The sequence below is a fragment of the Dactylosporangium thailandense genome (genome assembly GCF_059739745.1).
On record NZ_AP029195.1, the window covers coordinates 2,697,638 to 2,722,960 of the forward strand.

The window sequence follows — 25,323 nt, forward strand, 5'->3', positions numbered from 1 at the left end:
CCGGTCAGCGGGTCGAGGCGAAGCGGCGGTCCGGGCGCGGGCCGTCCAGGGCGAGGTCGGCCAGGACCCGGCCGATCGCGGGCGTGAACTTGAAGCCGTGCCCGGAGAAGCCGGTCGCGACGACGACCGGGCCGTGGCGGTCCAGGACGAAGTCCGAGTCGGGCGTCGTGGTGTAGGTGCAGCTGATGGGCGCGAACACGTCGGGGTCGACGCCGGGCAGCCACTGGCGGGCGTACTCCCGCAGCGCCGCCAGCTGCCCCGGCTCCGGCGTGAAGTCACGGCGGTCCGGGTCGACCTCGGGCCCGACGCCGTGGAAGCCGACCTTGATCCCCTCGCCCGGCGTGGCCAGTCCGTAGATGCCGCCGTAGAAGCGCCCGGGCACGGCGAAGCGGTGGCCGAAGCTCGGCCAGTCCGCCTCGGGGACGCGGGCGGCGAAGTGGGCGGGCTGCTCCTGCGTCACGCGCAGCGGCGGCAGCGGGACCAGCCCGCCGACGAGCTTGGCGGCCCAGGCGCTCACCGCGGCCACGACCCGGCGGGCGGAGTACGTCTCGCCCTCGGTGTGCACGAGCACCTTGTCCTCGCCGAGGACCTCGATCGCGGTCACCCTCGCCGAGTGCCGCACGACGGCGCCGAGCGCGGCCGCATCGTCCTGGAGCGCCGCGACCGCGCGGTCGGCGTGCAGGCGGCCGCTGTCCGGGAAGTACAGCGCACGTGACTCGAACCGGATGCCGGGCCAGCGCTCGGCGGCCGCCCGGGGCTCCAGCGACTCGTGCGGGACGCGCGCGGCGGCGTACCCGGCGGCCAGCTCCGGCGGTGTGCCCTGGTCGACGCCGCCGGTGATGGTCAGCAGGCGTGCGCCGGTGGCGTCCTCGAGCTCCCGCCACAGCCCCAGCGCCTCATGGGCGAGCGCGACGTACACCGCATCCGGGTACGACAGCCGGAAGATGCGGGATGCGCCGTGCGACGCGCCGTTGGCGTGCCCGGCCGCGTACTGCTCCAGCAGCACCACGCCGGCGCCCCGGCGGGCCAGCTGCCACGCGGCCGCCGAGCCCATCGCCCCGCCGCCCACCACCACGACGTCGTACGAGTTCATCCGGCCACGGTAGAGGCCGGAGGGGTAGAAGTCTACTAAACCTATATGGTAAATCAGATTAGACCGGCTCGCCGTCCTCCAGAAGCATGCCGGTAGGGCCGCCCTCCGGCAGCATGGCCGCCCACGCCACCCAGCGCGCGCTCTCGGCCGTCGGCCGCCCGTCGTTGTCGTCGCCCAGCTCCGGGTGGCTGGCGAACCGCCCCGGATCGACGGCGTTGACCAGGATTCCGGCGTCGCGCAGCTCGACGGCGAGCGACGCGGTCAGGGCGTCCGCGGTGAACTTGGCCATCGAGTAGCCGGGCGCGCCGACGGGGCGGGGCATCGCGGCGCCGGCGCGGACCTGCATCGCGGCGCCGCTGGACACCTGGACGATCCGGGCCGCCGGCGCCGCCAGCAGCAGCGGCAGGCAGGCCTGCGTGAGCGACCACGGGCCGAAGACGCACACCTCGAAGGCGGCCCGCACCCGGCCGGCGTCGGCCTCCAGCAGGCTGGAGGTTTCCCAGTCGGGCATCAGCGAGGCGTTGTGCACCAGTGCGTCGAGGCGGCCGAACTCGGCATCGAGGTGCGCCGCGGCCCCGGCGATGGTGGCGGGATCGCTCAGGTCGATGTGGACCGCGGTGGCCGTCAGGCCCTCGGCCGACAGCTCCTCCGCCCGCAGCCGGGTCTGGCCGAGGTCGCGGCCGGCCAGGACGGCATGGAAGCCGTTCGCGGCGAGCTCGCGGGCGACGGCCATCCCGAGGCCGTGGGGGCGGCTGGCCCCGGTGACGAGGGCGACCCGTCCGGTCGCGTGGTCGCCGGTCCCGGAAGTGGCGGGCATCGGACGTCCTCTCCTGGTGCGGTCAGCAGCAGCGCTCGGCGATGGCGTCGACGACCTTCGGGTCCTCGGTGAAGACCGGGTCGCCCGGGCGCGGGTCGTGGAAGACGATGTCGGTGAAGCCGAGCCGCTCGTAGCGGCCGATGAAGTCCTCGAACGCGTCGACGCTCGCCAGGGGGCGCTCCGCCGTGTTGCCGACGAGGAAGTAGCGCTCGATCGCCCGGGCCGGGCGGCCGTGCGCGGCCAGCCGCTCGTCGAGGATCGCGGCCTGCCGGCGCACCGCCGCCTCGGTCGCGGCCGCGGACTGGTCGGCGGCGTTCGGCTCGCCGTACGTGATCCAGCCCTCGCCGATGCGGGCGGCCAGATCGAGCGCCCGGGGGCCGGCGGCGGCGATGGCGAGCGGCACCCGGGGACGCTGGACGCAGCCGGGGTAGGTGCGGGCCTCGTCGGCGGTGTAGTGCTGGCCGCGGTGGCTGTGGGCGGGCTCGCGCAGCACGGCGTCGAGCACCTCCGTGAACTCGACGAACCGCGCGGTGCGCTCCTTCGGCGCCGGCGCCTCGCCGCCGAGGACGGTCGCGTCGAAGCCGGTGCCGCCCGCGCCGACGCCGAGCGTGAGCCGCCCCTCGCTGATGTGGTCGAGGGTCATCGCGTCCTTGGCGAGCGTCACCGGGTGGCGGAAGTTCGGCGACGTCACCATCGTGCCGAGCCGGACGCGGGAGGTGGCCGCGGCGAGCCCCGTCAGCCAGGGGACCGTCGCGTGCCAGGGCTCGTCACGGTACCGCCGCCAGGAAAGATGATCGTAGGTCCACAGATGCGCGTAGCCCAGCGACTCCAGATGCCGCGCCCGGGCGACGGTCTGCGGCCAGGGATCAGCGGGGAACAGCAGGACTCCGATGCGCATCCGGGCGATTCTAGTCAGCGCGTGATGCCGAGCGTGGCGATGAGGTCCTCGTGCAGCTCGAACCACACCCGGTGGCACGAGTCCACCTCGACGCCGGTGATCCAGGCCGGGTCGGCGGCCGAGCGGCCCAGCGCCGTGGCGAACCGCTCGTGGTAGCCCGCGAACCGGTCCAGGCGTGCGGTCAGGTCACGCTCCAGGCCGCGCAGCTCCCCGGCGAGCGCGTGGAACGTGTCTGTGCTCCGGTCGGTTTCGAGCTGCCACGCGGTGAACGCCGCGTTCGCGCGCGCGTTGAGCGGCACGAAGCGGTCGTGGACGGCGTCGACGGCGGCGCGGGCGCCCGCCCCGTCGAGCTCGTCGCGCAGCTGGGCCTCGTTGTGCCGGCGCCCGCGCTCGGTGAGCGACCAGCCGCTCAGGCCGGCGAACGCGGACCGCGACACGTGGCCGAAGGCCTCGGCGTCGAGCAGGTCTTCCCCGGTGCGGCCGGGGTCGAGGCCGAACCGGGCCGCGACGGCCGCGGTGTCGGCGAATCCCTTGAGCCGCACGGCGTGCAGCACCAGCATCATGCCCGCTCCTCGGTGATGGTGCCCGCGGCGCCGTCGACCGTCACGACGCTGCCGTCGGTGAATCGGCGAATCGACGGGCCCACGCCCACGACGGCGGGAATGCCGAACTCGCGGGCCACGATCGCCGCGTGGCACAGCACCCCGCCGGTCTCGGTGACGACCGCGGCCACGACGCGGAACAGCGGGGTCCAGGCCGGGTCGGTGGTCCGGCACACCAGCACGTCGCCGCGCCGGACGCGGCCGAAGTCGTCCACCGAGCGCACGATGCGCACCGGCCCGCTCGCCCGGCCCGCGCTGGCGCCCAGCGTGGTGATCGGGCGCGACTGCAGGACCCAGGCGCGGCCGTCCGCGATCGCCCACTCGACGTCCTGCGGCCCGCCGAAGAAGTCCGCGCACCGGCGGCCCAGGGCGGCGAGCCGTTCGCGCTCGGCGGGGGAGAGGCAGTCGTCGTCGGGCTGGACGCGCCCGGAGACGAGGGCGTCGCCGAGGCCCCGGGCCGCCTCGATGACCACGGTGTCCCGGCCGTCGCGGGGGTCGCGGGTGAACAGCACCCCGGCGGTGTCGGCGTCGACCATCTCCTGCACCAGCACGGGGACCGGCCGCGCGGCGATCCCGAGGTGGCGCCCGTAGTCGCGGGCCCGCTCGGTGCCGGCGGCGCAGCGCTCGACGACGGCCGCGACGTTGTCCCTCGGGACGTTCAGCATGGTGTCGTACTGCCCGGCGAACGAAGCCCCCGCCGAGTCCTCGGCGAGTCCCGAGGAGCGCACCGCGACGGGCCTGTCGCCGAGGCGCGACGCGATCGCCCCGGCGTCGACCGGCCCGACGATCACGAACCCGTCCGGCACCGGGAACCCGGCCCGCAGCAGCCGGCCGAGCGCGTGGGCCTTGCCGCCGCACTCCGGTCCGGCGTCGGCGAGCGCGACGATGCTCACGGGGCGAGCCGGCCGAGGACGCGCTCGTGCCGCTGCTGCGCCGCCTGCGCGGTGCGCAGCCCGAGCGGGCGCGCGATCTGCGTCCAGGTGAGCCCCTCGGCGCGGGCGACGAAGAGCAGGCCGGCCTCGAGCTGGTCGAGCTCGGCCCGGGCCGCGGCGAGCAGGGTGATGGCGGCGAGCAGGTCCTCGGGCAGCTCCAGCGCGTCGCGGTCGGTGTTCGCCCGCCACAGGGCCTGCCGGATCAGCGTGTGGGCGTCGTGCGGTTGCCGGTCGGCGAGCCACGGCAGCCGCGGCAGGTCCCGCCCGCCGCGCTCGGTCAGCCGCCGCTGCGCCTCCTGCTCCTCGTGCACCCGCCCAGCGTGGCCTTCAACAATCTGTTTGTCAACAGTCTGTTGAAGTAATCCCGTGGCGGAGGGTGGCGAACAGCCGCTCGAAGCGCGCCCGGTGCTCGTCCGCCAGGTCGCCCGCCCGGCCCCGGCGATCAGGCGGCGCGCGGTCTCGACCAGCACGGGTGGCGTACCCCGCGATGAACAACGCCGCCAGCAGCGCCGCGTCCCCGCGGCGCCCGCCCCCGAGCCGGTCCCGGCGTGACCGGGCCGGTGAAGAGTTCATCCGGGCGACCCCTGATGATCACCGGCCGCCGGAAGACTGGACCGCCGTGCCCGACCTGTCCGACCGGCTGCAGGATCTGATCCACGCGCCCGGCATCGCCCCGCTCGCATTCCTGCTCGCCTTCCTCGCCGGCGCCGGGCACGCCGTGGCCCCCGGGCACGGCAAGACGCTCGCCGCCGCCTATCTGGCGGGCTCGCGCGGCCGCATCCGCGACGCGGCCTGGCTCGGCGGCTCGGTCGCGGCCATGCACACCGTCTCGGTCCTCGTGATCGGCGTGGCCTGGACCTTCCTGTCCCTGTCCGGCGTGATCGGCATGGAGCGGCTCACCACCTGGCTGCAGGTCGCCGCGGGCGTGCTCGTCCTGGCCACCGGCCTCTGGATGCTCCGCCGCCACCTGCGCCACGCCCGCGCGCACCACCACGGCCACGGCCACGGCCACGACCACGGCCACAGTCATGACCACGGCCACAGTCATGACCACGGCCACGAGCACGGCAAACGCCCGGGCCTGGTCCTGCTCGGCATCTCCGGCGGCCTGACCCCGTCGCCGTCCGCGTTCCTCGTGCTGGCGACCGGGCTCTTTCTCGGCCGCGCCGGCTTCGCGCTGCTGCTGGTGCTCACGTTCGGCATCGGCATGGCCGTCGTGCTCTTCGCCGTCGGCGCGCTCGCCGTGGCCGGCACCTCGCTCGTCACGCGCAACGCCCGCTCGGTCGCGGCCCTGCGCCGCGCCGGCCGCCTGGCCCCGATCCTCGCCGCGAGCGGCATCGCGCTGTTCGGCGCCGGTCTCGTCACCGTCAGCGCGGCCCAGCTGATGGCCGCGTAGTCACGCACCGGGCTCGTGGCGGCCCGGGAACGCCCGGGCCGCCCTGAGGTCGTCACCGGTGGCGAAGATGCGCCCGGCGTGGCGCCACCACCGGGCCACGTCCGGCACGCCCCGCACCGCGGCTCGGGGGAGCCGGTGGTCGCGGCGTCGAGGCCGGCGCGCCCGGCGCCGAGCTGCCCGCCGAGGGTGTGCGGGCCGTCGTCGTCACGACCGGCGATCCGAAGCGCTACCGGCGTCGCCGCCTGCCCCGGGGCGCGTCGGTACGCCACCGCGACCAGCTCGTCGCGGTGCAGCGGGAGCCGGCCGCCGTCCACGACGTAACCGTCATCGTCCACGACTGGCAGTGCGCGACCGAGCTGCGCCGCAAGCGCAAGCGCAAGCGCGGGCCCGCGCCCGACCTCGCCGCGCGGGCGTTCAGTCTCGACCAGATGGGCATGGCGCAGAAGGGCGGCGCCGTCGTGTCGGACCTGCGCTTCTCGCGCACGCCGCTCGCCGGCGCGAACAAGGTCGCCCCGGGGGAGTGCGACCTCTGCACCGGCCGCGACCTGCTGGTGGCGGCCGACGAGCGCAACCTCGGGGTCGCCGACCACCGGCGGACCATCGCCGTGCTGTCGACCTCCCGGACGCCCTCCGGCGCCATGGTCACCGACGCCTCGGCGAGCTTCCCCGACGTTGACGACCTCGTCGCGTGCACCCTCGCGCCGACCCGGTAGGGCCACCACGTGACGCTGGACGCCCGCGAGGCCTCCACGGCCCTGCTCGGCGACGACCAGTTCGCGAACATCCTGCTCGTCGGGGTCGCGGTGCAGGCCGGGGCGATCCCGCTCGACCCGGCCGCCGTCGAGGCGGCGCTCACGCTCGACGGCGTGCGCGTCGCGGCGAACATCCAGACGTTCCGCGGCGGCCGGCAGGCGGTCGCGGACCCGCGCGCCTGCGCGGCCGCGATGCCGGCCCGCCCGCGCCAGGCTCGCGGCCGCCCGCCCGCGCCGCGCTCGTGCGCGCCGCGGAGTGCTCGGGGCTGCGCGAGGTGGCGGACCGCCTGAGCGCGGAGCTGGTCGCCTACCAGGGATCGCGGCTCGCGGAGCGCTTCGCACGCGACGTCGAGTCCGTCCGCGCGCGCCGCCGTGACCGCGGAGTTCGGCGCCGGCGAGCGGATGTCGTTCCGCCTGCACCCGCCGGTGCCGCGCGCGCTCGGGCGATCCACGCAGCGTCGGCCGGCACCGTGGTCGAGGTCGTGTGGGCGCAAGCTCGAGCTGGGCGCCTGGTTCGTCCCGGTGTTCGCCGTCCTGCGCTGGACGCCGTTCGGCCCGTTCGGCGTTCGGCGCGGTGCGCCGGACGGAGCGGGCGCTGGTCGGCGAGTACCGGTCGGCCGTCGCCCAGGCGCTGGCCGTGCGAGCACGTCGAGCTGCGCCCGCCGCGCCCGGTCAGACGGCCTCGGCCCCGATCATCCGCAGCGCCAGGCCGGCGTATTCGCGGGCGATCTCGGCCGGGCTCGTCGGGCCGGCGGGGTCGAACCACTGCGGCAGCGAGGTGCACATCGTGGCGATGGCCCGCCCGGTCTCCAGCGGCATTGCGGTGCGCGCGTCGCCGCGCTCGACGGCGTGGGTGATCTCCTGGTCGATCCGGTGCTGCACCGCGGCCCGCCGTGCCGCGACGCGACCGCGGTCGGGCTCGTCGATGCTGCGCATCTCGCTGGCCCCGATGAACGCCAGCTCGGGCCGGGACGTGTGGAAGAGCGCGAGCGCCTCGACGAGCCGCGCCAGGCGATCCAGGGGGCCGTCGGCGTCGGCGGTGGCCTCCCGGATGCGCCAGTCGATCTCGTCCATCGTGAGATCCAGGATGCGTACCAGAAGCGCCTGCTTGCTCTCGTAGTGGTGGTAGATGCCGGGGATGCTCATCCCGGCCCTGGCCGCGATCGTGCGCATGGTCGTCCCGTGATAGCCGGCGCGGACGAACTCCTCGATCGCGGCGGCCAGCACCGGGTCGACGTCCGCCGGCCCGAAGACCCGCCAGGCCCTCGGGGCGCCGGAAGGCTGGGCGGCCGGAGCGTTGTGCAGCAGGAACCCGGCGGACACGTCCAGCGCCGCGGCGAGCTGGAGCAGCCGCTGCACCGAGACCCCGGTCCGGTCGTTCTCGATCGCGCTGATCGTCGCCGCGCTGACGCCGAGCCGGTCCGCCAGCGCGCGCACCGACAGCCCGCGGCGTTGTCGTGCCGCCCGCATCCGGGTTCCCAGCGTGACCGCCATGTGTTCAGGATATCTGAACAGCGAGCAATCCCACACCCGCGTTTACCAAGAGAACTAATAGCCAGCACCGAGCGATCGTTCTATAGTGCTGCCGTGGACGTCACCGATCTGATCCGCCCGGGCCGACTGGGGCCGCTCCTCGCGGACGCGACGGGCGACGAGCGGTGGACCCGCCTCGAGGCGCGGCTCATCACCGGCGGCAAGTCCAACCTCACCTTCGAGCTCACCAGCGCGGCCGGCTCGCTGATCCTGCGCCGGCCTCCGACGGGCCGGCTCCTCCCGCGCGCCCACGACATGGGCCGCGAGGCGCGGGTGCAGCGGGCGCTGGCCGCGACCGGCGTGCCGGTGGCGGCGATCGTCCTGGAGCAGCGCGAGCCCGACCTGCTCGAGGTGCCCTTCTACGTGATGGAGAAGGTGCCGGGTGTCGTGATGACCGACGCCGCGCTGGAGGGGTTCGTCCCCACCCCGGCCGGGCGGCTCGCCGCCGCCGACGCGCTCGTCGACACCCTCGCCGTGCTCCACGAGGTCGAGCCCGAGGCGGTCGGGCTCGGCGACTACGGCCGGCCGCAGCAGTTCGTGGCCCGGCAGGTGCGCACCTGGACCAGGCAGTGGGAGTCGGCCAAGACGCACGACGTCGCGGCCGTCGACGCACTCGCCGCGCGGCTGGCCGGGCACGAGTGGCCCGAGCCGGCGCGCGCCGCGATCGTCCACGGCGACTACCGGCTCGACAACTGCATCTTCGACGCGGCTGACCCGTCGCGGGTCAACGCCGTGCTGGACTGGGAGCTCTCGACCCTCGGCGACCCGCTCGCCGACCTGGGCATGACGCTGTTCTACTGGGTGGAGCGCGGCGAGCCCCGGCTCACCCTGACGCCGGGCCTGACCGCGGAGCCGGGCTTCCCCGGCCGCGCCTACGTCGCCGAGCGCTACGGGCGCGCGTCCGGCCGGGATCTGGCCCAGCTGCACTGGTACGTCGCGTTCGCGCACTTCAAGTTCGCCGGAATCGCCCAGGGGATCGCCGCGCGCACCGCCGGCGGCCAGATGGCCGGGCAGGAGTTCGGCGATCTCGACGCCGAGATCGAACGCATCGCGAGCCGCGGACTCGCCATCCTCGACGAAGGGAAGCCGTGATGGACTTCGAGCTGTCGGCCAAGGCCGGCGACGCGTGCGAGCGCATGTGGGACTTCATGAACGAGGAGATCCTGCCGGCCGAGCGGGAGTGGCACGAGCACCTGCGCGAGCACGGCGAGCACTCCAACCCGCCGGTCATGGAGCGGCTCAAGGCCTCGGCCCGCCGGCGTGGGCTGTGGAACCTCTTCCTGCCCAAGCTCAGCGGCATGACGAACCTGGAGTACGCCTCGGTGGCCGAGATCACCGGGTGGTCGCCGGTGATCGCACCGGAGGCGATCAACTGCCAGGCGCCCGACACCGGCAACATGGAGACGCTCGAGCTCTTCGCCACCGAGCAGCAGCGCCGGCAGTGGCTCGAGCCGCTGCTCGCGGGCGAGATCCGCTCGGCGTTCGCGATGACCGAGCCGCAGGTCGCCTCCTCCGACGCCACCAACATCGAGCTGTCGATCGTGCGTGACGGGGACGAGTACGTCATCAACGGCCGCAAGTGGTGGATCACCGGCGTGGCGGACGAGCGCTGCAAGATCTTCATCGTCATGGGCAAGACCGACCCGCAGGCGGCCGCCCACCGGCAGCAGTCGATGGTGCTCGTCCCCCGCGACACACCCGGCCTGGAGATCGTGCGCCACCTGCCGATCTTCGGCTACCAGGACCAGCACGGCCACTCCGAGCTCGCCTTCACCGACGTCCGCGTCCCCGTCGCCAACCGGCTGGCCGAGGAGGGCGACGGCTTCCTGATCTCCCAGGCGCGGCTCGGCCCCGGCCGCATCCACCACGCGATGCGCGCGATCGGCATGGCCGAGCGTGCCCTGGCGCTGATGGTGCGCCGCTCCAAGCAGCGGGTCGCGTTCGGCACCACCCTGGCCGACCAGGGCGTGGTGCAGGAGCTGATCGCGAAGTCCCGCATCGAGATCGACCAGGTCCGCCTGTACGTCCAGCGCACCGCGTGGCTCATCGACAAGCACGGTGCCAGCGGCGCCCGCTCGGAGATCGCCGGCATCAAGGTCGCGGCGCCCGCGGTTGCGACGGCCGTCATCGACCGCGCGATCGAGGTCTTCGGCGCCGCGGGGGTGAGCGACGACTTCCCGCTCGCCTACTTCTACGCCTGGGCGCGGGTCCTGCGCATCGTCGACGGCCCCGACGCCGTGCACCGGCGCACCGTCGCGCGCGCCGAGCTCAAGCGCGAGTCCCCGACGCAGCACTGACGTGACCCACGGGTCAGGAGAGGCAGTCATGAGCGCAACGCACGCGGGCAAGGCAGCGATCGTCACCGGCGCCAGCCGCGGCATCGGCTTGGCGGTCGCCGAGCGGCTCGTCGCGGAGGGGGCGCGGGTCGTCATCACCGCGCGCAAGCCCGACGCGCTCGCCGCGGCCGTGGAGAAGCTCGGCCCGGACAACGCCGCCTTCGTCGCCGGCGGCGCCGACGACCCGGCCTGCCAGCAGGAGGTCGTCGCCACCGCCCTGGAGCGGTACGGCCGCATCGACTACCTGGTCAACAACACCGGCATCAACCCGGCATACGGATCGCTGCTCGACCTCGACCCGGCCGCCAGCGCCAAGATCTTCGGGGTCAACGTGATCGCCGCGCTGGAGTGGGTGAAGAAGGTCCACGCGGCCTGGATGGGGGCCAACGGCGGCGCGGTCGTGAACGTCGCCTCGGTGGCCGGGCTGCGCGCCGCCCCCAACATCGCGATGTACGGGGCGTCGAAGGCCGCCCTGATCCACCTCACCGAGGAGCTCGCCCACGAGCTCGGCCCGGGCATCCGGGTCAACGCCGTCGCGCCGGCGGTCGTCAAGACCCGCTTCGCCACCGCGCTCTTCGAGGGCAAGGAGGAGCAGGTGGTGCGCAACTACCCGCTCAAGCGCCTCGGCGCCCCCGAGGACATCGCCGGGGCCGTGAGCTTCCTGCTCTCCGGCGACGCGGCCTGGATCACGGGCCACACCCTGACCGTCGACGGCGGCCTCACCCTCGGCGGCGGCGTGTAGGAGGGTCGGTCAGTCAGCTCGTGTCCAGCGGACCAGGTCCAGCGCCAGGTCCCCGTACTGCGCGCCGATCTCGTCGGGGCCCCACGCCCCGTCCGGCCGATACCAGCGCGCCACGTCGATGCCCAGCGACAGGATGGCGAGCGCGGCCATGTGCGGGTTCGCCACCCCGAACACGCCGGCGTCGCGCCCGTCGGTCACCAGCCGGCGCATGAGCGACTCGATCTCGCGCCGCAGCCCGGCGATCTCGGCCGCGTGCTGCGGGCCGAGCGCCGCCATCTCGTACTGCACCACGCGCGCGTGGATCTGGGCGCGGGCGTGCCACGCGGTGAACGCCCGGACCACGTCGCGCAACCGCCGGGCCGGGTCCGCCGACCCGGCCTCGGCCGAGCTGCCGGTCAAGGCCTCGTCCATCACCTGCCGGACCTGGCGGTGCCCGGCCAGCGAGAGCTCGAAGAGCAGCTCCTCCTTGGTGCGGTAGTGCACGTAGACCGCGGCCGGGCTCATCCCCGCCGCCTCGGCGATGTCGCGCGTCCCGGTGCCGTGGAAGCCGCGGCGGGCGAAGGCCTGCAGCGCGGCGTCCAGCAGCCGGGCGCGGGCCAGCTCGCCGCGGGCGTTGCCGGTGGTGCCACGGGTCATTGCGAGATCCTCCACAGTCCATTGACGCGCGCCCGGGTCTGCATGTTACCTGTTCACCATAACTTTCTAAGCGATTGCTTAGTTTGGAGCGGAGCATGACCGACGACAAGATCGTGGTGCTGGACGGGGCGAGGACCCCGATCGGCGACTTCGGCGGCGCATTGCGGGACGTCCCGGCGCACGAGCTCGGCGCGATCGCCGCCCGCGCCGCACTGCAACGCAGCGGCGTCGACGGCGCGGACATCGACGAGGTCGTGATGGGCTGCATCGGCCAGGTCGGCGGCGACGCCTTCAACGCCCGGCGCGTCGCCCTCGCCGCCGGGCTGCCGGCCGCCGTCCCGGCGTACACGGTGAACCGGCTCTGCGGGTCGGGACTCCAGGCGATCTGGTCCGCCGCCATGCAGATCCGCTGCGGTTCGGCGGACATCGCGCTCGCCGGCGGCGACGAGAGCATGAGCCGGATGCCGTTCTACGACTTCGGCGTCCGCGGCTCCTGGAAGCTGGGCGACCGGCGGCTGGTCGACGGCACGCTCATGATGCTCACCGACCCCGTGCACGACGTCCACATGGGCGTCACCGCCGAGAACGTCGCCGCCCGCTACGGGGTCGGCCGGGCCGAGCAGGACGAGTTCGCGCTGCGCTCGCAGCGGCGGGCCGGGAGCGCCGCGGCGCGGGCGGCCTTCGCGGAGGAGATCGTCCCCGTCGAGGTGCGCACCCGTCGCGCCGTGACGGTCGTGTCCGAGGACGAGCACCCCCGCCCCGACACGACGCTGACGGCGCTGACGGCGCTGCGACCGGCGTTCCAGGAGGGCGGCACGGTCACCGCCGGGAACTCGTCGGGCATCAACGATGGCGCGGCGGCGGTCGTGCTCACCCGGGCGTCGCTCGCCGCCGCCCGCGGGCTCGAGGCCAGGGTGGCGGTCGAGGCCGTGGTGACCGCCGCGATGGAGCCCGAGCTCATGGGCTACGCGCCGGTGCTCGCGCTGCGCAAGCTCTTCGAGCGCACCGGCACCGCCCCCTCCGACATCGGCACCGTCGAGCTCAACGAGGCCTTCGCGTCCCAGGCCGTCGCCGTCATCCGTGACGCCAAGCTCGATCCGGACACGGTGAACCCGTACGGCGGCGCCATCGCCCTGGGGCACCCGGTCGGCGCGACCGGCGCGATCCTGACCCTGCGCGTCGCCCGGGACCTCGTCCGCCGCGATCTCGAACTGGGGGTCGTCACCATGTGCATCGGCGGCGGCCAGGCGCTCGCGGCGCTGCTGCGGCGGGTCGGCTGATGCTGCGCCGCCCGTACACCGACGACCACGAGGCGTTCCGCGACTCGGTCCGGCAGTTCCTGCGCCGCGAGGTCTGGCCGCACGTCGAGCGCTACGCCCAGGACAAGGCGATCCCGCGCGACCTCTGGCGGGCCGCCGGCGCCCAGGGCTACCTCGGCCTGGAGATCCCGCAGGAGCACGGGGGGTCGGCCGCCGGCGACTACCGGTACAACGCCGTGCTCATCGAGGAGCTGGCCAGGGTCGCCATGGCGCTGGCGTCCTCGCTGAGCATCCACTTCGACGTCGTCACGCCGTATCTGGTCGAGCTCACCTCGCCGGGGCAGCGCGACCGGTGGCTGCCGGCGGTCGCGTCCGGCGAGGTCGTGACCGCGATCGGCATGACGGAGCCGTCGGCCGGCTCCGACCTCGCGGCGCTGCGCACCAGCGCGGAGCCCCGCGGCGAGGACTGGGTGCTCAACGGGTCCAAGACGTTCATCACCAACGGCTACTCGGCCGACCTGGTGGTCGTCGCCGCGCGCACCACGCCCGGCTCGCGGGCCAAGGGCATCACCCTGTTCGGCGTCGAGCGCGGCACGCCCGGCTTCACCGTGGGCAACAAGCTCGACAAGATCGGCCAGCCCGAGGCCGACACCGCCGAGCTGTTCTTCGACGACGTCGTCGTGCCCGGCGCGAACATGATCGGCGAGCTCGACCGGGGCTTCGCCCACATGATGCAGCGGCTGCCGCAGGAGCGGCTCGGCGCGGCGGTGGCCAACATCGCGCACGCCCGGCAGATCCTCGAGGAGACCATCGCCTACGCCGGGCAGCGCCGGGCGTTCGGCAGCCCGATCGGCAGCTTCCAGCACAACAAGTTCCTGCTCGCCGACCTCGTCACGCGGGCGGACGTCACACAGGCCTACGTCGACCAGTGCGTGCTCGCCCACTCCCGCGGCGAGCTGTCCGCCGTCGACGCCGCGAAGGCCAAGTGGTGGTCCGCCCAGGTGCAGAACGAGATCCTCGACCACTGCGTCCAGCTGCACGGCGGCTACGGGTACATGACCGAGCAGCGCGTCGCCCGCGCCTGGCGCGACGCGCGGGTGACGCGGATCTGGGCCGGCTCCAACGAGATCATGAAAGAGCTGATCGGCCGGGACCTCGGCTTCTGAACCAACCAGCCACGAGACCAGCCTCGAGAAAGGACCGACCGATGAGCGTCAGCTTCGACTTCACCGGGCGCACCGCGATCGTGACCGGCGCCGCCCGCGGCATCGGCCTGGAGATCGCCCGTCACCTGCAGGGCGCGGGCGCCCGCGTGTACCTGCTCGACCACGACGCCGAGGAGGTCGCCAAGGCCGCGGCCGAGGTCGGCGCCGCCGGCGTGCCGACCGACGTGAGCAGCACCGAGGCCGTGCAGGCCGCGGTACAGCGCGCGGTCGACGACACCGGCCGGCTCGACATCGTGGTCAACAACGCCGGCATCCTGCGCGACAAGGTGCTGTGGAAGCTCACCGACGAGGACTGGGACGCCGTGCTGGCGGTGCACCTGGGCGGCACGTTCCGGCTCACCCGGGCCGCCGTCGCCCACTTCCGCGCCCAGCAGTACGGGCGGGTCGTCAACGTCACCTCGTACACCGGCCTGCACGGCAACATCGGCCAGGCGAACTACGCCGCGGCCAAGGCGGGCATCATCGGGTTCACGAAGACGGCCGCCAAGGAGCTGGCCGGGTTCGGCGTGACGGTCAACGCCGTGTCGCCCAACGCCGAGACCCGGATGGTCTCCTCGATCCCGCCGGAGAAGAAGCAGCAGCTGACCGCGGCCATCCCGATGGGCCGCTTCGCCGCGCCGAGCGAGATGTGCGCCGCGGTCGCCTTCCTGGCCTCGGCCGAGGCCGGGTACATCACCGGCACGGTGCTGCCCGTCGACGGCGGGATCTCGATGTGAGCGCCGCCGCGATCTAGGCGGGGCGGCCCGAGCGGCGATACGCGAGCACCCCGGCGACGAGTCCGGCCAGGCCCAGCACGAGGGCGATGACGCCGAGCGTGATGGCGGTGCCGTCGCCGGCGCTCTTGCCGCTGGTCATGATCGCGTTCACGTCCTGGGCGGCCCCGCTCGCCGGTGCGGTCGCCGGGGCCCCGGCCTTCGACAGCTTCAGCACCGGAGCGGGGTGCTCGGCCTCGGCGCCCGCGGCGGGCTCGTCGATCCAGCGCACGACGTCGCCGTCGGAGTACGACTGCAGCGCTTTGAACACGATCGCATCGGTCGCCGGCAGGGGCCCGAGGGAGACGTCGAACTCCTGGAACTGGTGCGGCCTGATCTCGGCGCCCGGGCCGGCGGTCCACGTGATCTTCGAGACGGCCTCGGTGATGTCGCCGTCGCCGGACTTGATCGGGGTCGTGAGCTTCGTGGTCTCGGTGGCCGCGGTCCAGCCCGCCACCGGCTTGAGCGACACGGACGCGATCGGCTTGTCGGTGGGGATGGCGACCTCGAGCTTGACGGTGCTCGCGGAGTCCTTCTCGTTCGGCACGCGGAAGGTCACCTTCGTGTAGCCGCCCTGGGTCGCGGTGTTCGGGTTCACGGTCACGTGCGCCGCGGCGGCGGACGGCACCGCGAGCACGGCGGCGGCGACCGCGAGGACGACGGCGGCGGTGCGCAGGCGCATGGGGTGGCCCCTTTCGAGGAGATCGCGGGAACTTCACGGGCGGTCCCGCCGACCAACACAGTGATGCATCAGGCTAGAGCATTTTCCCGATATGACCATTAAGCGCGGTTTAAGCCTTTCCGTCGGGCTCGCCGCGCTGCTCGCGACCCTGGTCGTGGCCCTGCGCTGGGGCGGCGGGATCACCGGCCGCGCCATCGTCGGCCTGCCCGACCCCGGCGCGCTCACCGCGTGGGGTCTGCCGCTGGCCCGGGCCGCGGCCGACGTGTGCGCCGTGGCGACCGTCGGCTTCACGGTGACGGCCGCCTTCCTGCTGCCCGGCGACGGGCGGCTGCTCGGGCCGGCGGCGTACCGGATGCTGCGCCGTGCGGCCTGGTGGGCGGCCGGCTGGGCCGTCGCCTCCCTCGCGCTGCTGCCGCTGACGCTCTCGGACCTGCTCGGGCAGCCGGTGTCGCGGGTGACGTTCGCCGGGGTGCGCAGCCTCGCCTGGTCCGTCTCGCAGGGGCAGTCCGCCCTCGCGCAGGCCGTCCTCGCCGCCGCCGTGGCGGTCGCGGCCCGGCTCGTGCTCACGCGCACCGGCACGGCGGTCGTCGCCCTCGTGGCCGGTGCGGCCCTGGTACCGCCGGCGCTGACCGGCCACTCCGCCGGAGCCGGCAACCATCAGCTCGCGGTCACGAGCCTGGCCGTGCACATCGTCGCCGCCGCGCTCTGGGCCGGCGGCCTCGCCGCGCTCGTCACGCTGCGCGGCGACAAGCTGCTGGCCGGCACCGTCCGCGGCTACAGCCGGCTGGCGCTGGGCTGCTGGGTCGCCGTCGCGGTCAGCGGGGTCGCGAACGCGGCGGTGCGGCTGGGAGCGCTCGGGGAGCTGTGGCACTCGCGCTACGGGCTGCTCGTGCTCGGCAAGGTGGCCGCGCTCGTCGCGGCCGGGGTCTTCGGGGCGGTACACCGGCGGAAAACGCCACCGGGCAACCTCCGCCGCCTCCTGACCGGCGAACTGATCCTGTTCGCCGCCACGCTCGGGCTCGCCGTCGCGCTGTCCCGCACGCCGACCCCGGTGCCGGCGAACCCGGTCGACACCGACCCCGTCACGGACCTGCTGGGCTTCCCGGCCCCCGCCCCGCTGTCGGCCGCGCGGGTGTTCTGGCCGCCGCTGCTGGACGGGTTCTTCCTGGCGGCGGTCGTACTCGCCGTGGCCGCCTACCTGACCGGTGTGTGGCGCCTGCACCGGGCCGGGCACCGCTGGCCCGTCGCGCGCACCGCGAGCTGGCTCGGCGGCGTGGCCCTGCTCGCCGCGTTCACCGTGTCGGGGTTCGCCCGCTACGCCTACGTGCTGTTCTCCGCGCACATGGCCCAGCACCTGGTGCTCGCGATGCTCGTGCCGATCCTGCTCGTCGGCGGCGCCCCGGTGACCCTCGCCCTGCGCACCCTCCGCCCGCCGGCCGACCCGCGGGTCCGGGGCGCGCGCGACTGGCTGCTGCTGGTGCTGCACAGCCGGGTCCTGCGCCTGCTGTCCCATCCCGTCGTGGCCCTGGCTCAGTACGTGATCGGCCTGTATGCGTTGTACTTCAGCGACCTGCTGGGCTTCCTCATGCGGTACCACGTGGGGCACCTGGCGATGCTCGTGCACTTCGTCCTGAGCGGGTACCTGTTCTTCTGGGTCCTCATCGGCGTCGACCCCGGGCGCCGGACGACATCGCCGCCGATCCTGGTGCTCGTGCACTTCGCGGGCATGGCGTTCCACGCGTTCCTCGGCATCGCGCTCATGCAGTCCCGGAGCGTGATCGCGGCGCACTGGTACACCTCCGTGCACCCGGCCTGGGCGAGCGGCCTGCTCGACGACCAGCGGGTCGGCGCCGGGCTCGCGTGGGGCTTCGGCGAGATCCCGGCGGTCGCGATCCTGCTCCTGCTCGTCGTGCGCTGGATCCGCGCCGACGAGCGCGAGCAGCGACGCCTCGACCGGGCCGCCGACCGCGCCGAGGAGACCGGCGAGGAGGACGAGCTGGCCCGGTACAACGCGTTCCTGCGCCGGGCCGCGGAAACCGCCGAGCGCCGCTGAAAGGTCAGACGGAACTTTCCCGTTCCGCCGGTCGACTAGGGGGTTATGTCAGTCGCCACCGATGTCTCGCCGCCCACCGAGGAGCTGCCACCCGGGCCCGCCGCCACGGGCCGCGCGTGGTCGCTCGTCCCGCTGCTGACCCGCCTGCACTTCTACGGCGGCGTCCTCGTCGCACCACTGCTGGCCGTCGCCGCCGTCACCGGCCTGCTGTTCGCGTTCAGCCCGCAGCTGGACCGGCTCGTCTACGACCGCGAGCTGCACGCCGCCCAGGTCGGCCCGGGCCTGCCCCTGCCGCTGTCGGAGCAGGTCGCCGCCGCGATCGCCGCCCACCCCGACGGCACCCTCGCGACCGTCATCCCCGCCGCCGCGCCGGACGCCACCACGCGCGTGGTGTTCAGCCTGCCGGAGCTGGGGGAGCGGCAGCACACCGTGTACGTCGACCCGTACACCGGCGAGATCCGCGGCCGGCTCACCACCTGGTTCGGCGAGACCCCGCTCATGACCTGGCTCGACGACCTGCACCGCAACCTGCACCTCGGCGCGCTCGGCCGCGTCTACTCCGAGACCGCCGCGAGCTGGCTGTGGGTCCTCGTGCTCGGCGGCCTGATCCTCTGGTGGAAGCGCCAGCGGCGACGCCGGGCCGAGCGTTTCCTGTTGTACGACCTCAAGGCGGCCAAGGGCGTCCGCCGCACCCGCGGCTTCCACGCCGCGACCGGCGTCTGGCTCGTCGTCGGCCTGCTCTTCCTCTCCGCCACCGGCCTGACCTGGTCGCGCTGGGCGGGCGGCAACTTCGGCGACGCCCTCGAAGCGATGGACGCCCGCCGCCCGGCCCTCGACACCTCCCTGACCGGCGCGGCCGCCCCCGCCGGGGCCACCCACCACGGCGAGGCCCCGGCCACGGCCGCGGGCGACCCGGCCCGGATCGACGCCGTGCTGCGCATCGCGCTGGCCGGCGGGCTCTCCGGCCCGATCGAGATCTCACCCCCGGCCGAGGCGGGCGCGGCCTGGTCGGTCGTCGAGAACGACAACGTCTGGCCGGTCCACTTCGACAAGGTCGCCATCGACCCGGACAGCGGCACGATCGTGCACCGCACCGACTACGCCGACTGGCCCCTCCTCGCGAAACTGAGCGCCCTGGGCGTGCAGGCGCACATGGGCTACCTGTTCGGCCTGGCCAACCAGCTGCTGCTCGCCGCGCTCGCGATCGGCCTGCTCTGCGTCATCACGTGGGGCTACCGCATGTGGTGGCAGCGCCGCCCGACGCGCGCCGATCGCCGGGCCCCGGCCGGCCCGCCGCCGGCCCGGGGCGCCTGGCGCGGGGTGCGCCCGCCGCTGCTCGTCGCCGGTGTGCTCGTCACCGCGGCGATCGGCTGGGCGCTGCCCACCTTCGGCGTCACGCTGCTGGCGTTCCTGGTCGCCGACGCCGCCGCGAGCCTGCGAACGCGGCGCCGGCCAGCAGTGCGATGACGACGCCGCCGACGACCCACGGCATCGCGCCGGAGCCCCCGGCTGCGTCCTTCGTCGTGTCCGTCGTCGCCGCCGTCGTCGCCGAGGGGGCGGCGGTCGCGGCCCGCACCCCGGAACCGGAGACCGTGAAGGAGAACTGCCCCTCGATCGGATGACCGTCGGCGGAGACCGTGCGCCAGGCGACCCGCACCGCACCGTTCGGCAACGGCCTGATCGGCTGGGTGAGGGTCCGGTCGGCGACGCGCGGCGCTCTGTCTACATAGGACGAACCGTCGGCGCCGGTCACCACGACCGTGCTGAACTGCTGCTGGACGCCGTCGCTGAACGTCAGCGCGACGGCGTCCAACGGTGTGCTCACCGTGGCCCCGTCGGCCGGATCGCTGGCCACGAGCCGGGAGTGCGCGAACGCGGGCGTCGCCGGGGCGAGCAGCACGAGCGCCGCGGCGACGAGAAGAACGCGAATGGTGCAACGCATGCCGGGAACTTTAGGCCATGTCGCGGCGACTATCCCCGTGACTGTCCACACTGTACTAAGGATGTTCGATGTCGTTGCCGCTGCGCACGTTCGGCGCCGCACTGCTGCTCACCCTCGCGGGGTGTGGCGCCTCCAGCACGCCTTCCGCGGTCCCCTCGCAGTCCGCGCTCGTCGTGCGGGACCCGTGGGTGAAGACCGCCGACTCGGGCATGTCGGCCGCGTACGGCACCGTGATGAACACCGGCGGCAAGGACGTCACCATCGTGTCGGTCACGTCCACCGCCTCGCCGATGATGGAGCTGCACGAGACCACGATGGTCGACGGCAAGATGGCGATGAAGCCCAAGGAGGGCGGCTTCACCATCCCGGCCCACGGCAGCCACGAGTTCAAGCCCGGCGGCGACCACTTCATGCTCATGGACGTGAAGACCCCGGTGAAGCCCGGCGACCAGGTCACCTTCACGCTCACCCTGCAGGGCGGCGACACCGTGCGGTTCACCGCGCTGGGCAAGGACTTCGCCGGCGGCAACGAGTCCTACCAGCCCGGGATGGGCTGACGTGCCGCACCGGGTCCCGCGGCGGGCCCTGCTCGCCGGCGGCGCGCTGACGCTGGCCGGGGCCGGCGCGGCGGCGCTCGTGACGACCACCGGGCCGGAGCCGTCCACTGTGGACTTCGGCGGGCAGGTCGTGCCGTTCCACGGCCCGCACCAGGCCGGCATCGAGACGCCCGCGCAGGCGCACGCCGCGTTCGTCGCGCTCGATCTCAAGCCCGGCACCGGCCGCGCCGCGCTCGCACGGCTCATGCGCCTGCTCACGGACGACGCCGCCCGGCTCACCCGGGGCACGCCACCGCTCGCCGACGGGCAGCCGGAGCTCGCCGCCGTGCCCGCCCGGCTCACCGTCACGTTCGGGTTCGGGCCGGGCCTGTTCGACGCCGCCGGGCTGGTCGCGCAGCGGCCCGAGTCGCTGCGGCCGCTGCCCGCGTTCGGGATCGACCGGCTGCGGCCGCAGTGGTGCGGCGGGGACCTGCTGCTGCAGATCTGCGCCGACGACCCGGTCACCGTGGCCCACGCGCAGCGCATGCTCGTCAAGGACGCCCGGGCGTTCGCGTCCGTGCGCTGGGTGCAGCGCGGCTTCCGGCGAGCTCGCGGCATGCAGGACGACGGGGTGACCCAGCGCAACGTGCTCGGCCAGGTCGACGGCACCGCCAATCCCGAGCCCGGCACCGACGTCTTCGCCGGGGCCGTGTGGACCGACGAGGGGCCGGCGTGGCTGCGGGGTGGTGGCACGACCCTCGTGCTGCGCCGCATCCGGGCCGAGCTCGAGACGTGGGACGCGGCGGACACGGTGGGCAAGGAGTTCGCGGTCGGCCGCCGCCTCGCCGACGGCGCCCCGCTCACCGGCCGGCACGAGCACGACCCGCTCGACCTGGGGGCGAAGAACGCCATCGGCTTCCCGGTCATCTCGGAGTTCTCGCACGCGGCCCGGGCGCACGTGCTCAGCGACCGGCAGCGCATCTTCCGCCGCCCGTACAACTACGACGAGCCCCCGGCCGCGGACGGCACCGCGGACGCCGGCCTCGTCTTCGCCTCCTTCCAGCGCGACATCGCCCGGCAGTTCCTGCCCATCCAGCGCAACCTCGCCGAGGCGGACCTGCTCAACGAGTGGATCACCCCGATCGGCTCGGCGGTGTTCGCGATCCCGCCCGGCTGCGAGGAGGGCGACTGGATCGGCCAGACCCTCCTCGGCTGAACGCGCCTGCCGCGCTGCTGCGCCTGCCGCGCTGCTGCGCTGCCGCGCCGCGAGCCGGCGTGCATAGGCCGAGGGCGCCGGGGTAGCGCGCCGTGTGGTCCCGACCCAGCAGGAGCACCACTGGTTCACCGAGCCGACGCGACCGGTCGGACGGCGCTACGTCGTCTGGCTCATCGTCGCCCAGTTCGTGTTCTACGTCGCGCTCCTCGGGCCCGCGATCGTCGGCATCGGCATCAAGGTGCAGCAGATCGTCCCCGGCGAGCAGAAGACCTCCGCGCTGGGGACCGTCGCCGGCTTCGGGGCGCTGTTCGCGGTCGTCGGCAACGTGATCTTCGGCCGGCTCTCCGACCGCACCACGTCTCGGTGGGGGCGGCGGCGGCCGTGGATCGTCGCCGGTACCGTCGTCATGACCCTGGCCCTGCTCGTCATGGCGCTCGGCCAGTCGGTCGCGGTCGTCACGGCCGGCTGGTGCCTGGCCCAGCTGGGCGCCAACGCGACCCTGGCCCCGTTCATCGCGACCATCGCCGACCAGGTGCCGACGTTCCAGCGCGGCAGCGTCTCGGCGCTGCTCGGCATCGCCCAGAACGTCGGCATCCTCGGCGGGACCTACGTGGCGCAGCGCTTCCAGCACCAGGTCGTGATCATGTTCGTGGCGCCGGCCGTGCTCTCGATCGGGGCCATGCTGGTGTTCGCCATCGTCCTGCCCGACCAGCGGCTGCTCATCCGGCCGCCGCCGGCCCCCATCAAGGACTGGTTCTGGGTGAACCCGCGCGAAAACCGCGACTTCGCGCTCGCGTGGGCCTCGCGCTTCCTCATCACCCTGGCGACCTACATGTTCACCACGTTCCGGCTCTACTTCCTGCAGGACCGCGTCGGGCTGTCCGCCGACTCCGCTCCCGCCGCGGTGACCGTCGGCGTGCTCATCTACACGATCGCCCTGATCGCCTGCGGCTGGATCGCCGGACGGATCTCCGACCGCACCGGGCGCCGCAAGTTCCTCGTCGCCGGCTCGACGCTGCTGTTCGGCGCCGGAACCGCGGCGCTGTCCCACGTCACGACCCTCGGCCAGTTCTACGCCGTCGAGGCCGTGCTCGGCGTGGCCTCCGGCATCTACGTGGGGGTGGACCTGGCGCTCGTCGTCGACGTGCTGCCCAACCCGGACGACGCCGGCAAGGACCTCGGCGTGTTCAACATCGCCAACGCCCTGCCGCAGACCGTCGCGCCCGTCATCGGCGCGGCGCTGCTGGCGCTGGGCAGCGCCACGAACCAGAATTACACCCTGCTGTTGTACAGCGCCGGTGTGGCGTCGCTCATCGGCGCACTGGTCGTACTGCCGATCAGAAAGGTGAGGTAGGCCGCGATGACCGACGAGCGGATCGAGGCGCTCCTGGCGGGCATGTCGCCGGCGGAGAAGGCCGGTCAGCTGACCCAGTACTTCTACTTCACGCTCCCCGGCGAGGCCGATCCCGCGCTGGGCGTCGACGCCGACGAGCAGCCGCGGGCGACCGAGGCGGCGCTGCGCCGCGGCGGGGCCGGCTCGCTGCTGTTCGTCACCGACCCGGCCGAGGTCAACCGGCTCCAGCGCCTCGCGATCGACGGCAACCCGCAGGGCATCCCGGCGCTGTTCGGCTTCGACGTCATCCACGGCCTGCGGACCATCTTCCCGGTGCCGATCGCGATGGCCGCCTCCTGGGACCCGGAGACGATCGAGCGCGGCCAGGCGATCGCGGGACGGGAGGCGCGGGCCGTCGGCATCCACTGGACGTTCGCGCCGATGGTCGACATCGCCCGCGACCCGCGCTGGGGCCGCATCATCGAGGGCGCCGGCGAGGACCCGTTCCTGGGCGCCGCCGTGGCCGCCGCGCAGGTCCGCGGCTTCCAGGGCGGCGGGATCATCGCCGGTCCCAAGCACTTCGCGGGATACGGCGCGTCCCTGGGCGGCCGCGACTACGACGAGGCCAACATCTCCGAGTACGAGCTGTGGAACACCTACCTGCCCCCGTTCCAGGCCGCCGTCGAGGCCGGGGCGGGCAACATCATGACCGCGTACATGGACCTCAACGGCGTCCCCGCCTCCGGCAGCCACTGGCTGCTGACCAAGGTGCTGCGGGACACGTGGGGCTTCACCGGGTTCGTGGTCAGCGACGCCAACGCGGTCAAGAACCTGCAGACGCACGGGTTCGCCGCCGACCCGGCGGACGCGGCGGCCCGCGCGGTCACGGCCGGCGTCGACCTCGAGATGGCCGTGTCGGAGCCCGCCTACGACCATCTGCCGGATGTACCGGCGGCGAATGACGCGATCGACGCGAGCGTGCGGCGCATCCTCGAGGCGAAGCTCCGGCTCGGGCTGCTCGACGAGCCGTTCGTGGACGAGGACCGGGCCCGGGAGGTGCTGGCCGACCCGGAGCATCGTGTCGCGGCGCGCGAGGCGGCGCGGCGCAGTGCGGTACTGCTGAAGAACGACGGCGACCTCCTGCCGCTCGACCCCGGGGCGCTCGGCTCGATCGCCGTGCTCGGGCCGCTCGCCGACTCCCAGCGCGAGACGCTCGGCCCGTGGGTGTTCGACTTCGACCTCGCCGAGACGGTCACGGTGCTGGACGGCATCCGGCGCGCGACGGGCGCCGAGGTGTCCTACGCCCAGGGTGTGCCCGTGTCCCAGCGCGAGTTCCCGTCGATGTTCGACCAGTTCGGCGGCAACCGTCCCGAGGACCCCGACGGGTTCGACGCCGACGCCGAGTTCGCCCGGGCCGTCGCGCTCGCCGAGTCCTCGGACGTCGCGATCGTGGTGCTGGGGGAGCACCAGAACATGATCGGCGAGGCCGCGTCCCGCTCCTCGCTGGAGCTGCCGGGCCGGCAGCTGGAGCTGTTGCGGGCGGTCGCGGCCACCGGCACGCCGACGGTCCTGCTGCTCATGAACGGCCGCCCGCTCGACCTGCGCTGGCCGGCCGAGCACGTGCCGGCGATCCTGGACATCTGGTACCCCGGCAGCCAGGGCGGCAACGCCGTCGCCGACCTGCTCTTCGGCGCCGCGTCTCCGGGCGGGAAGCTGCCCTTCACCTGGCCGCGCACGGTCGGCCAGGTGCCGATCTACTATGGACACACGCGCTCGCACGAGCCGCAGAACCAGGGCCGCCGCTACTGGGACGAGGCGAGCACGCCCCTGTTCCCGTTCGGCCACGGCCTGAGCTACGGCCGGTTCGCCTACGAGAACCTGTTCGTCTCCGCCGACACCGTCGCCCCGGACGCCGACGTCACCGTGTCGGTCGACGTCACCAACACCGGAGCGCGGCCCGCGCCCGAGGTCGTTCAGCTGTACCTCCACCAGCGCCACGGCCGCGCCTCCCGCCCCGTCCGGGAGCTGAAGGGCTTCTCGCGGGTCGAGCTGGCGCCGGGCGAGACCCGCCGCGTGACGTTCACGGTCGGGCCGCAGCACCGGCGGTACTGGCACGCGGCCGTCCGCGACTGGGTCCTCGACACCACGACGTTCGACGTGTGGGTCGGCGGCAGCTCGACCGCCGAGCTCGCCACGACCTTCGAGGTCCGCGCGGTGTGACGGCCCCCACGGTCCGGGGATGCCCCGGTTTGCGTTCCGCGCGGATCGGGAATAGACGTCGGCAAGGGAACACCCGGAACAATGGAGGCGTGACATGACTGTCGGCGGCATCATCTCCGCACTGGTCGTCGGCTTGATCATCGGCGCGTTGGGGCGCCTGGTCGTGCCCGGCAAGCAGAACATCCCGATCTGGCTCACCATCGTCATCGGCATCATCGCCGCGCTCATCGGCACGGCGATCGCCCGCGGTCTCGGCTGGGCCGACACTTCCGGCGTCGACTGGCTCGAGATCGTCATCCAGGTCGTGCTGGCCGCGATCGGCGTCTGGGCCGTCGCCGGTCTCTACGGTCGACGCAGCGTTCGCTGA

General features: G+C 73.9%; 26 protein-coding genes. 16 read left to right on the forward strand and 10 right to left on the reverse strand.

Going from position 1 to position 25,323, the window contains the following annotated elements; genetic code table 11:
* Positions 1–4: 4 nt before the first annotated feature.
* Genes AC6JBM_RS12080 through AC6JBM_RS12105 form a run of 6 tightly spaced genes read right to left on the reverse strand, consistent with a single transcriptional unit; the run spans position 5 to position 4,653 of the window.
* Complete coding sequence (locus tag AC6JBM_RS12080) at positions 5–1,093, reverse strand: FAD-dependent oxidoreductase (RefSeq protein ID WP_497983688.1); 1,089 nt, start codon at positions 1,091–1,093, stop codon at positions 5–7.
* Positions 1,094–1,151: 58 nt separating this feature from the next.
* A complete protein-coding gene (locus AC6JBM_RS12085) occupies positions 1,152–1,910 on the reverse strand; it encodes an SDR family NAD(P)-dependent oxidoreductase (RefSeq protein WP_497983689.1) in 759 nt (252 codons plus the stop codon).
* Between the two features lie 22 nt (positions 1,911–1,932).
* Complete coding sequence (locus AC6JBM_RS12090; protein WP_497983690.1) at positions 1,933–2,808, reverse strand: LLM class flavin-dependent oxidoreductase; 876 nt, start codon at positions 2,806–2,808, stop codon at positions 1,933–1,935.
* Positions 2,809–2,822: 14 nt separating this feature from the next.
* The gene (locus AC6JBM_RS12095; protein WP_497983691.1) at positions 2,823–3,371 is read right to left on the reverse strand and encodes a transcriptional regulator; all 549 of its coding nucleotides are present in this window, start codon (positions 3,369–3,371) and stop codon (positions 2,823–2,825) included.
* Positions 3,368–4,303, reverse strand: coding sequence for a PEP/pyruvate-binding domain-containing protein (locus tag AC6JBM_RS12100; protein WP_497983692.1), 936 nt, complete (start codon positions 4,301–4,303; stop codon positions 3,368–3,370). The genes AC6JBM_RS12095 and AC6JBM_RS12100 overlap by 4 nt, the downstream gene beginning before the upstream one ends.
* Positions 4,300–4,653, reverse strand: a complete 354-nt coding sequence (locus tag AC6JBM_RS12105) for a DNA-binding protein (RefSeq protein ID WP_497983693.1) — start codon at positions 4,651–4,653, stop codon at positions 4,300–4,302. Before AC6JBM_RS12105 ends, AC6JBM_RS12100 begins: the two co-directional genes overlap by 4 nt.
* A 308-nt stretch (positions 4,654–4,961) precedes the next feature.
* Here AC6JBM_RS12105 and AC6JBM_RS12110 point away from each other — a divergent pair, with 308 nt between their 5' ends.
* The 3 genes from AC6JBM_RS12110 to AC6JBM_RS12120 all read left to right on the forward strand — a co-directional run bounded on the left by AC6JBM_RS12110 (position 4,962) and on the right by AC6JBM_RS12120 (position 6,781).
* On the forward strand, positions 4,962–5,738 hold the full coding sequence (locus AC6JBM_RS12110; RefSeq protein ID WP_497983694.1) for a HoxN/HupN/NixA family nickel/cobalt transporter: 777 nt from the start codon (positions 4,962–4,964) through the stop codon (positions 5,736–5,738).
* Positions 5,739–5,926: 188 nt separating this feature from the next.
* The gene (locus AC6JBM_RS12115; protein ID WP_497983695.1) at positions 5,927–6,451 is read left to right on the forward strand and encodes a hypothetical protein; all 525 of its coding nucleotides are present in this window, start codon (positions 5,927–5,929) and stop codon (positions 6,449–6,451) included.
* A gap of 9 nt (positions 6,452–6,460) precedes the next feature.
* On the forward strand, positions 6,461–6,781 hold the full coding sequence (locus AC6JBM_RS12120) for a hypothetical protein (protein ID WP_497983696.1): 321 nt from the start codon (positions 6,461–6,463) through the stop codon (positions 6,779–6,781).
* Positions 6,782–7,162: 381 nt separating this feature from the next.
* Here AC6JBM_RS12120 and AC6JBM_RS12125 read toward each other — a convergent pair whose 3' ends face one another.
* Complete coding sequence (locus AC6JBM_RS12125) at positions 7,163–7,984, reverse strand: TetR-type transcription factor C-terminal domain-containing protein (RefSeq protein WP_497983697.1); 822 nt, start codon at positions 7,982–7,984, stop codon at positions 7,163–7,165.
* A 93-nt stretch (positions 7,985–8,077) separates the two neighbouring features.
* Here AC6JBM_RS12125 and AC6JBM_RS12130 point away from each other — a divergent pair, with 93 nt between their 5' ends.
* From AC6JBM_RS12130 to AC6JBM_RS12140, 3 genes are read left to right on the forward strand one after another with little or no spacing between them, the layout of a single operon-like run.
* Complete coding sequence (locus AC6JBM_RS12130) at positions 8,078–9,115, forward strand: phosphotransferase family protein (RefSeq protein WP_497983698.1); 1,038 nt, start codon at positions 8,078–8,080, stop codon at positions 9,113–9,115.
* A complete protein-coding gene (locus tag AC6JBM_RS12135; protein ID WP_497983699.1) occupies positions 9,115–10,320 on the forward strand; it encodes an acyl-CoA dehydrogenase family protein in 1,206 nt (401 codons plus the stop codon). Before AC6JBM_RS12130 ends, AC6JBM_RS12135 begins: the two co-directional genes overlap by 1 nt.
* A gap of 28 nt (positions 10,321–10,348) precedes the next feature.
* Complete coding sequence (locus tag AC6JBM_RS12140; protein WP_497983700.1) at positions 10,349–11,101, forward strand: SDR family oxidoreductase; 753 nt, start codon at positions 10,349–10,351, stop codon at positions 11,099–11,101.
* Positions 11,102–11,110: 9 nt separating this feature from the next.
* Here AC6JBM_RS12140 and AC6JBM_RS12145 read toward each other — a convergent pair whose 3' ends face one another.
* Positions 11,111–11,737, reverse strand: coding sequence for a TetR/AcrR family transcriptional regulator (locus AC6JBM_RS12145; RefSeq protein WP_497983701.1), 627 nt, complete (start codon positions 11,735–11,737; stop codon positions 11,111–11,113).
* A 95-nt stretch (positions 11,738–11,832) separates the two neighbouring features.
* Here AC6JBM_RS12145 and AC6JBM_RS12150 point away from each other — a divergent pair, with 95 nt between their 5' ends.
* From AC6JBM_RS12150 to AC6JBM_RS12160, 3 genes are read left to right on the forward strand one after another with little or no spacing between them, the layout of a single operon-like run.
* Entirely contained in the window at positions 11,833–13,017 is a 1,185-nt protein-coding gene (locus AC6JBM_RS12150; protein WP_497983702.1) for a thiolase family protein, read from the forward strand.
* The gene (locus tag AC6JBM_RS12155) at positions 13,017–14,162 is read left to right on the forward strand and encodes an acyl-CoA dehydrogenase family protein (protein WP_497983703.1); all 1,146 of its coding nucleotides are present in this window, start codon (positions 13,017–13,019) and stop codon (positions 14,160–14,162) included. Before AC6JBM_RS12150 ends, AC6JBM_RS12155 begins: the two co-directional genes overlap by 1 nt.
* Positions 14,163–14,203: 41 nt before the next feature.
* The gene (locus tag AC6JBM_RS12160) at positions 14,204–14,938 is read left to right on the forward strand and encodes an SDR family oxidoreductase (protein ID WP_497983704.1); all 735 of its coding nucleotides are present in this window, start codon (positions 14,204–14,206) and stop codon (positions 14,936–14,938) included.
* 13 nt (positions 14,939–14,951) lie between these two features.
* On the opposite strand, the gene AC6JBM_RS12165 is transcribed toward AC6JBM_RS12160, so the two are convergent.
* A complete protein-coding gene (locus AC6JBM_RS12165) occupies positions 14,952–15,656 on the reverse strand; it encodes a YcnI family protein (RefSeq protein ID WP_497983705.1) in 705 nt (234 codons plus the stop codon).
* Between the two features lie 154 nt (positions 15,657–15,810).
* On the opposite strand from AC6JBM_RS12165, the gene AC6JBM_RS12170 reads away from it, so the two are divergent.
* The gene (locus tag AC6JBM_RS12170) at positions 15,811–17,709 is read left to right on the forward strand and encodes a bifunctional copper resistance protein CopD/cytochrome c oxidase assembly protein (RefSeq protein WP_497983706.1); all 1,899 of its coding nucleotides are present in this window, start codon (positions 15,811–15,813) and stop codon (positions 17,707–17,709) included.
* 45 nt (positions 17,710–17,754) lie between these two features.
* Complete coding sequence (locus AC6JBM_RS12175; RefSeq protein ID WP_497983707.1) at positions 17,755–19,176, forward strand: PepSY-associated TM helix domain-containing protein; 1,422 nt, start codon at positions 17,755–17,757, stop codon at positions 19,174–19,176.
* On the opposite strand, the gene AC6JBM_RS12180 is transcribed toward AC6JBM_RS12175, so the two are convergent.
* Complete coding sequence (locus AC6JBM_RS12180; protein ID WP_497983708.1) at positions 19,103–19,651, reverse strand: copper resistance CopC family protein; 549 nt, start codon at positions 19,649–19,651, stop codon at positions 19,103–19,105. The two genes, AC6JBM_RS12175 and AC6JBM_RS12180, sit on opposite strands and share 74 nt — an antisense overlap.
* Positions 19,652–19,719: 68 nt before the next feature.
* On the opposite strand from AC6JBM_RS12180, the gene AC6JBM_RS12185 reads away from it, so the two are divergent.
* The 5 genes from AC6JBM_RS12185 (at position 19,720) to AC6JBM_RS12205 (ending at position 25,323) form a co-directional block, all read left to right on the forward strand.
* Positions 19,720–20,208 carry a copper chaperone PCu(A)C gene (locus tag AC6JBM_RS12185; protein WP_497983709.1) on the forward strand — a complete coding sequence of 163 codons (489 nt, stop codon included), beginning with the start codon at positions 19,720–19,722 and terminating at the stop codon, positions 20,206–20,208.
* A gap of 1 nt (position 20,209) precedes the next feature.
* Positions 20,210–21,403 carry a Dyp-type peroxidase gene (locus AC6JBM_RS12190; RefSeq protein ID WP_497983710.1) on the forward strand — a complete coding sequence of 398 codons (1,194 nt, stop codon included), beginning with the start codon at positions 20,210–20,212 and terminating at the stop codon, positions 21,401–21,403.
* A 94-nt stretch (positions 21,404–21,497) separates the two neighbouring features.
* A complete protein-coding gene (locus AC6JBM_RS12195; protein WP_497983711.1) occupies positions 21,498–22,757 on the forward strand; it encodes an MFS transporter in 1,260 nt (419 codons plus the stop codon).
* A gap of 6 nt (positions 22,758–22,763) precedes the next feature.
* Entirely contained in the window at positions 22,764–24,956 is a 2,193-nt protein-coding gene (locus AC6JBM_RS12200) for a glycoside hydrolase family 3 N-terminal domain-containing protein (protein WP_497983712.1), read from the forward strand.
* 94 nt (positions 24,957–25,050) lie between these two features.
* Positions 25,051–25,323: a GlsB/YeaQ/YmgE family stress response membrane protein gene (locus tag AC6JBM_RS12205; protein WP_350616769.1), complete on the forward strand. Its 273-nt coding sequence runs from the start codon at positions 25,051–25,053 to the stop codon at positions 25,321–25,323.

Bases quoted from the DNA above. Each gene is read 5' to 3' on its own strand.
- AC6JBM_RS12080 (WP_497983688.1), bottom strand. From the start codon at position 1,093: ATGAACTCGTACGACGTCGTGGTGGTGGGCGGCGGGGCGATGGGCTCG.
- AC6JBM_RS12085 (WP_497983689.1), bottom strand. From the start codon at position 1,910: ATGCCCGCCACTTCCGGGACCGGCGACCACGCGACCGGACGGGTCGCC.
- AC6JBM_RS12090 (WP_497983690.1), bottom strand. From the start codon at position 2,808: ATGCGCATCGGAGTCCTGCTGTTCCCCGCTGATCCCTGGCCGCAGACC.
- AC6JBM_RS12095 (WP_497983691.1), bottom strand. From the start codon at position 3,371: ATGATGCTGGTGCTGCACGCCGTGCGGCTCAAGGGATTCGCCGACACC.
- AC6JBM_RS12125 (WP_497983697.1), bottom strand. From the start codon at position 7,984: ATGGCGGTCACGCTGGGAACCCGGATGCGGGCGGCACGACAACGCCGC.
- AC6JBM_RS12135 (WP_497983699.1), top strand. From the start codon at position 9,115: ATGGACTTCGAGCTGTCGGCCAAGGCCGGCGACGCGTGCGAGCGCATG.
- AC6JBM_RS12140 (WP_497983700.1), top strand. From the start codon at position 10,349: ATGAGCGCAACGCACGCGGGCAAGGCAGCGATCGTCACCGGCGCCAGC.
- AC6JBM_RS12145 (WP_497983701.1), bottom strand. From the start codon at position 11,737: ATGACCCGTGGCACCACCGGCAACGCCCGCGGCGAGCTGGCCCGCGCC.
- AC6JBM_RS12150 (WP_497983702.1), top strand. From the start codon at position 11,833: ATGACCGACGACAAGATCGTGGTGCTGGACGGGGCGAGGACCCCGATC.
- AC6JBM_RS12155 (WP_497983703.1), top strand. From the start codon at position 13,017: ATGCTGCGCCGCCCGTACACCGACGACCACGAGGCGTTCCGCGACTCG.
- AC6JBM_RS12160 (WP_497983704.1), top strand. From the start codon at position 14,204: ATGAGCGTCAGCTTCGACTTCACCGGGCGCACCGCGATCGTGACCGGC.
- AC6JBM_RS12165 (WP_497983705.1), bottom strand. From the start codon at position 15,656: ATGCGCCTGCGCACCGCCGCCGTCGTCCTCGCGGTCGCCGCCGCCGTG.
- AC6JBM_RS12175 (WP_497983707.1), top strand. From the start codon at position 17,755: ATGTCAGTCGCCACCGATGTCTCGCCGCCCACCGAGGAGCTGCCACCC.
- AC6JBM_RS12180 (WP_497983708.1), bottom strand. From the start codon at position 19,651: ATGCGTTGCACCATTCGCGTTCTTCTCGTCGCCGCGGCGCTCGTGCTG.
- AC6JBM_RS12185 (WP_497983709.1), top strand. From the start codon at position 19,720: ATGTCGTTGCCGCTGCGCACGTTCGGCGCCGCACTGCTGCTCACCCTC.
- AC6JBM_RS12200 (WP_497983712.1), top strand. From the start codon at position 22,764: ATGACCGACGAGCGGATCGAGGCGCTCCTGGCGGGCATGTCGCCGGCG.
- AC6JBM_RS12205 (WP_350616769.1), top strand. From the start codon at position 25,051: ATGACTGTCGGCGGCATCATCTCCGCACTGGTCGTCGGCTTGATCATC.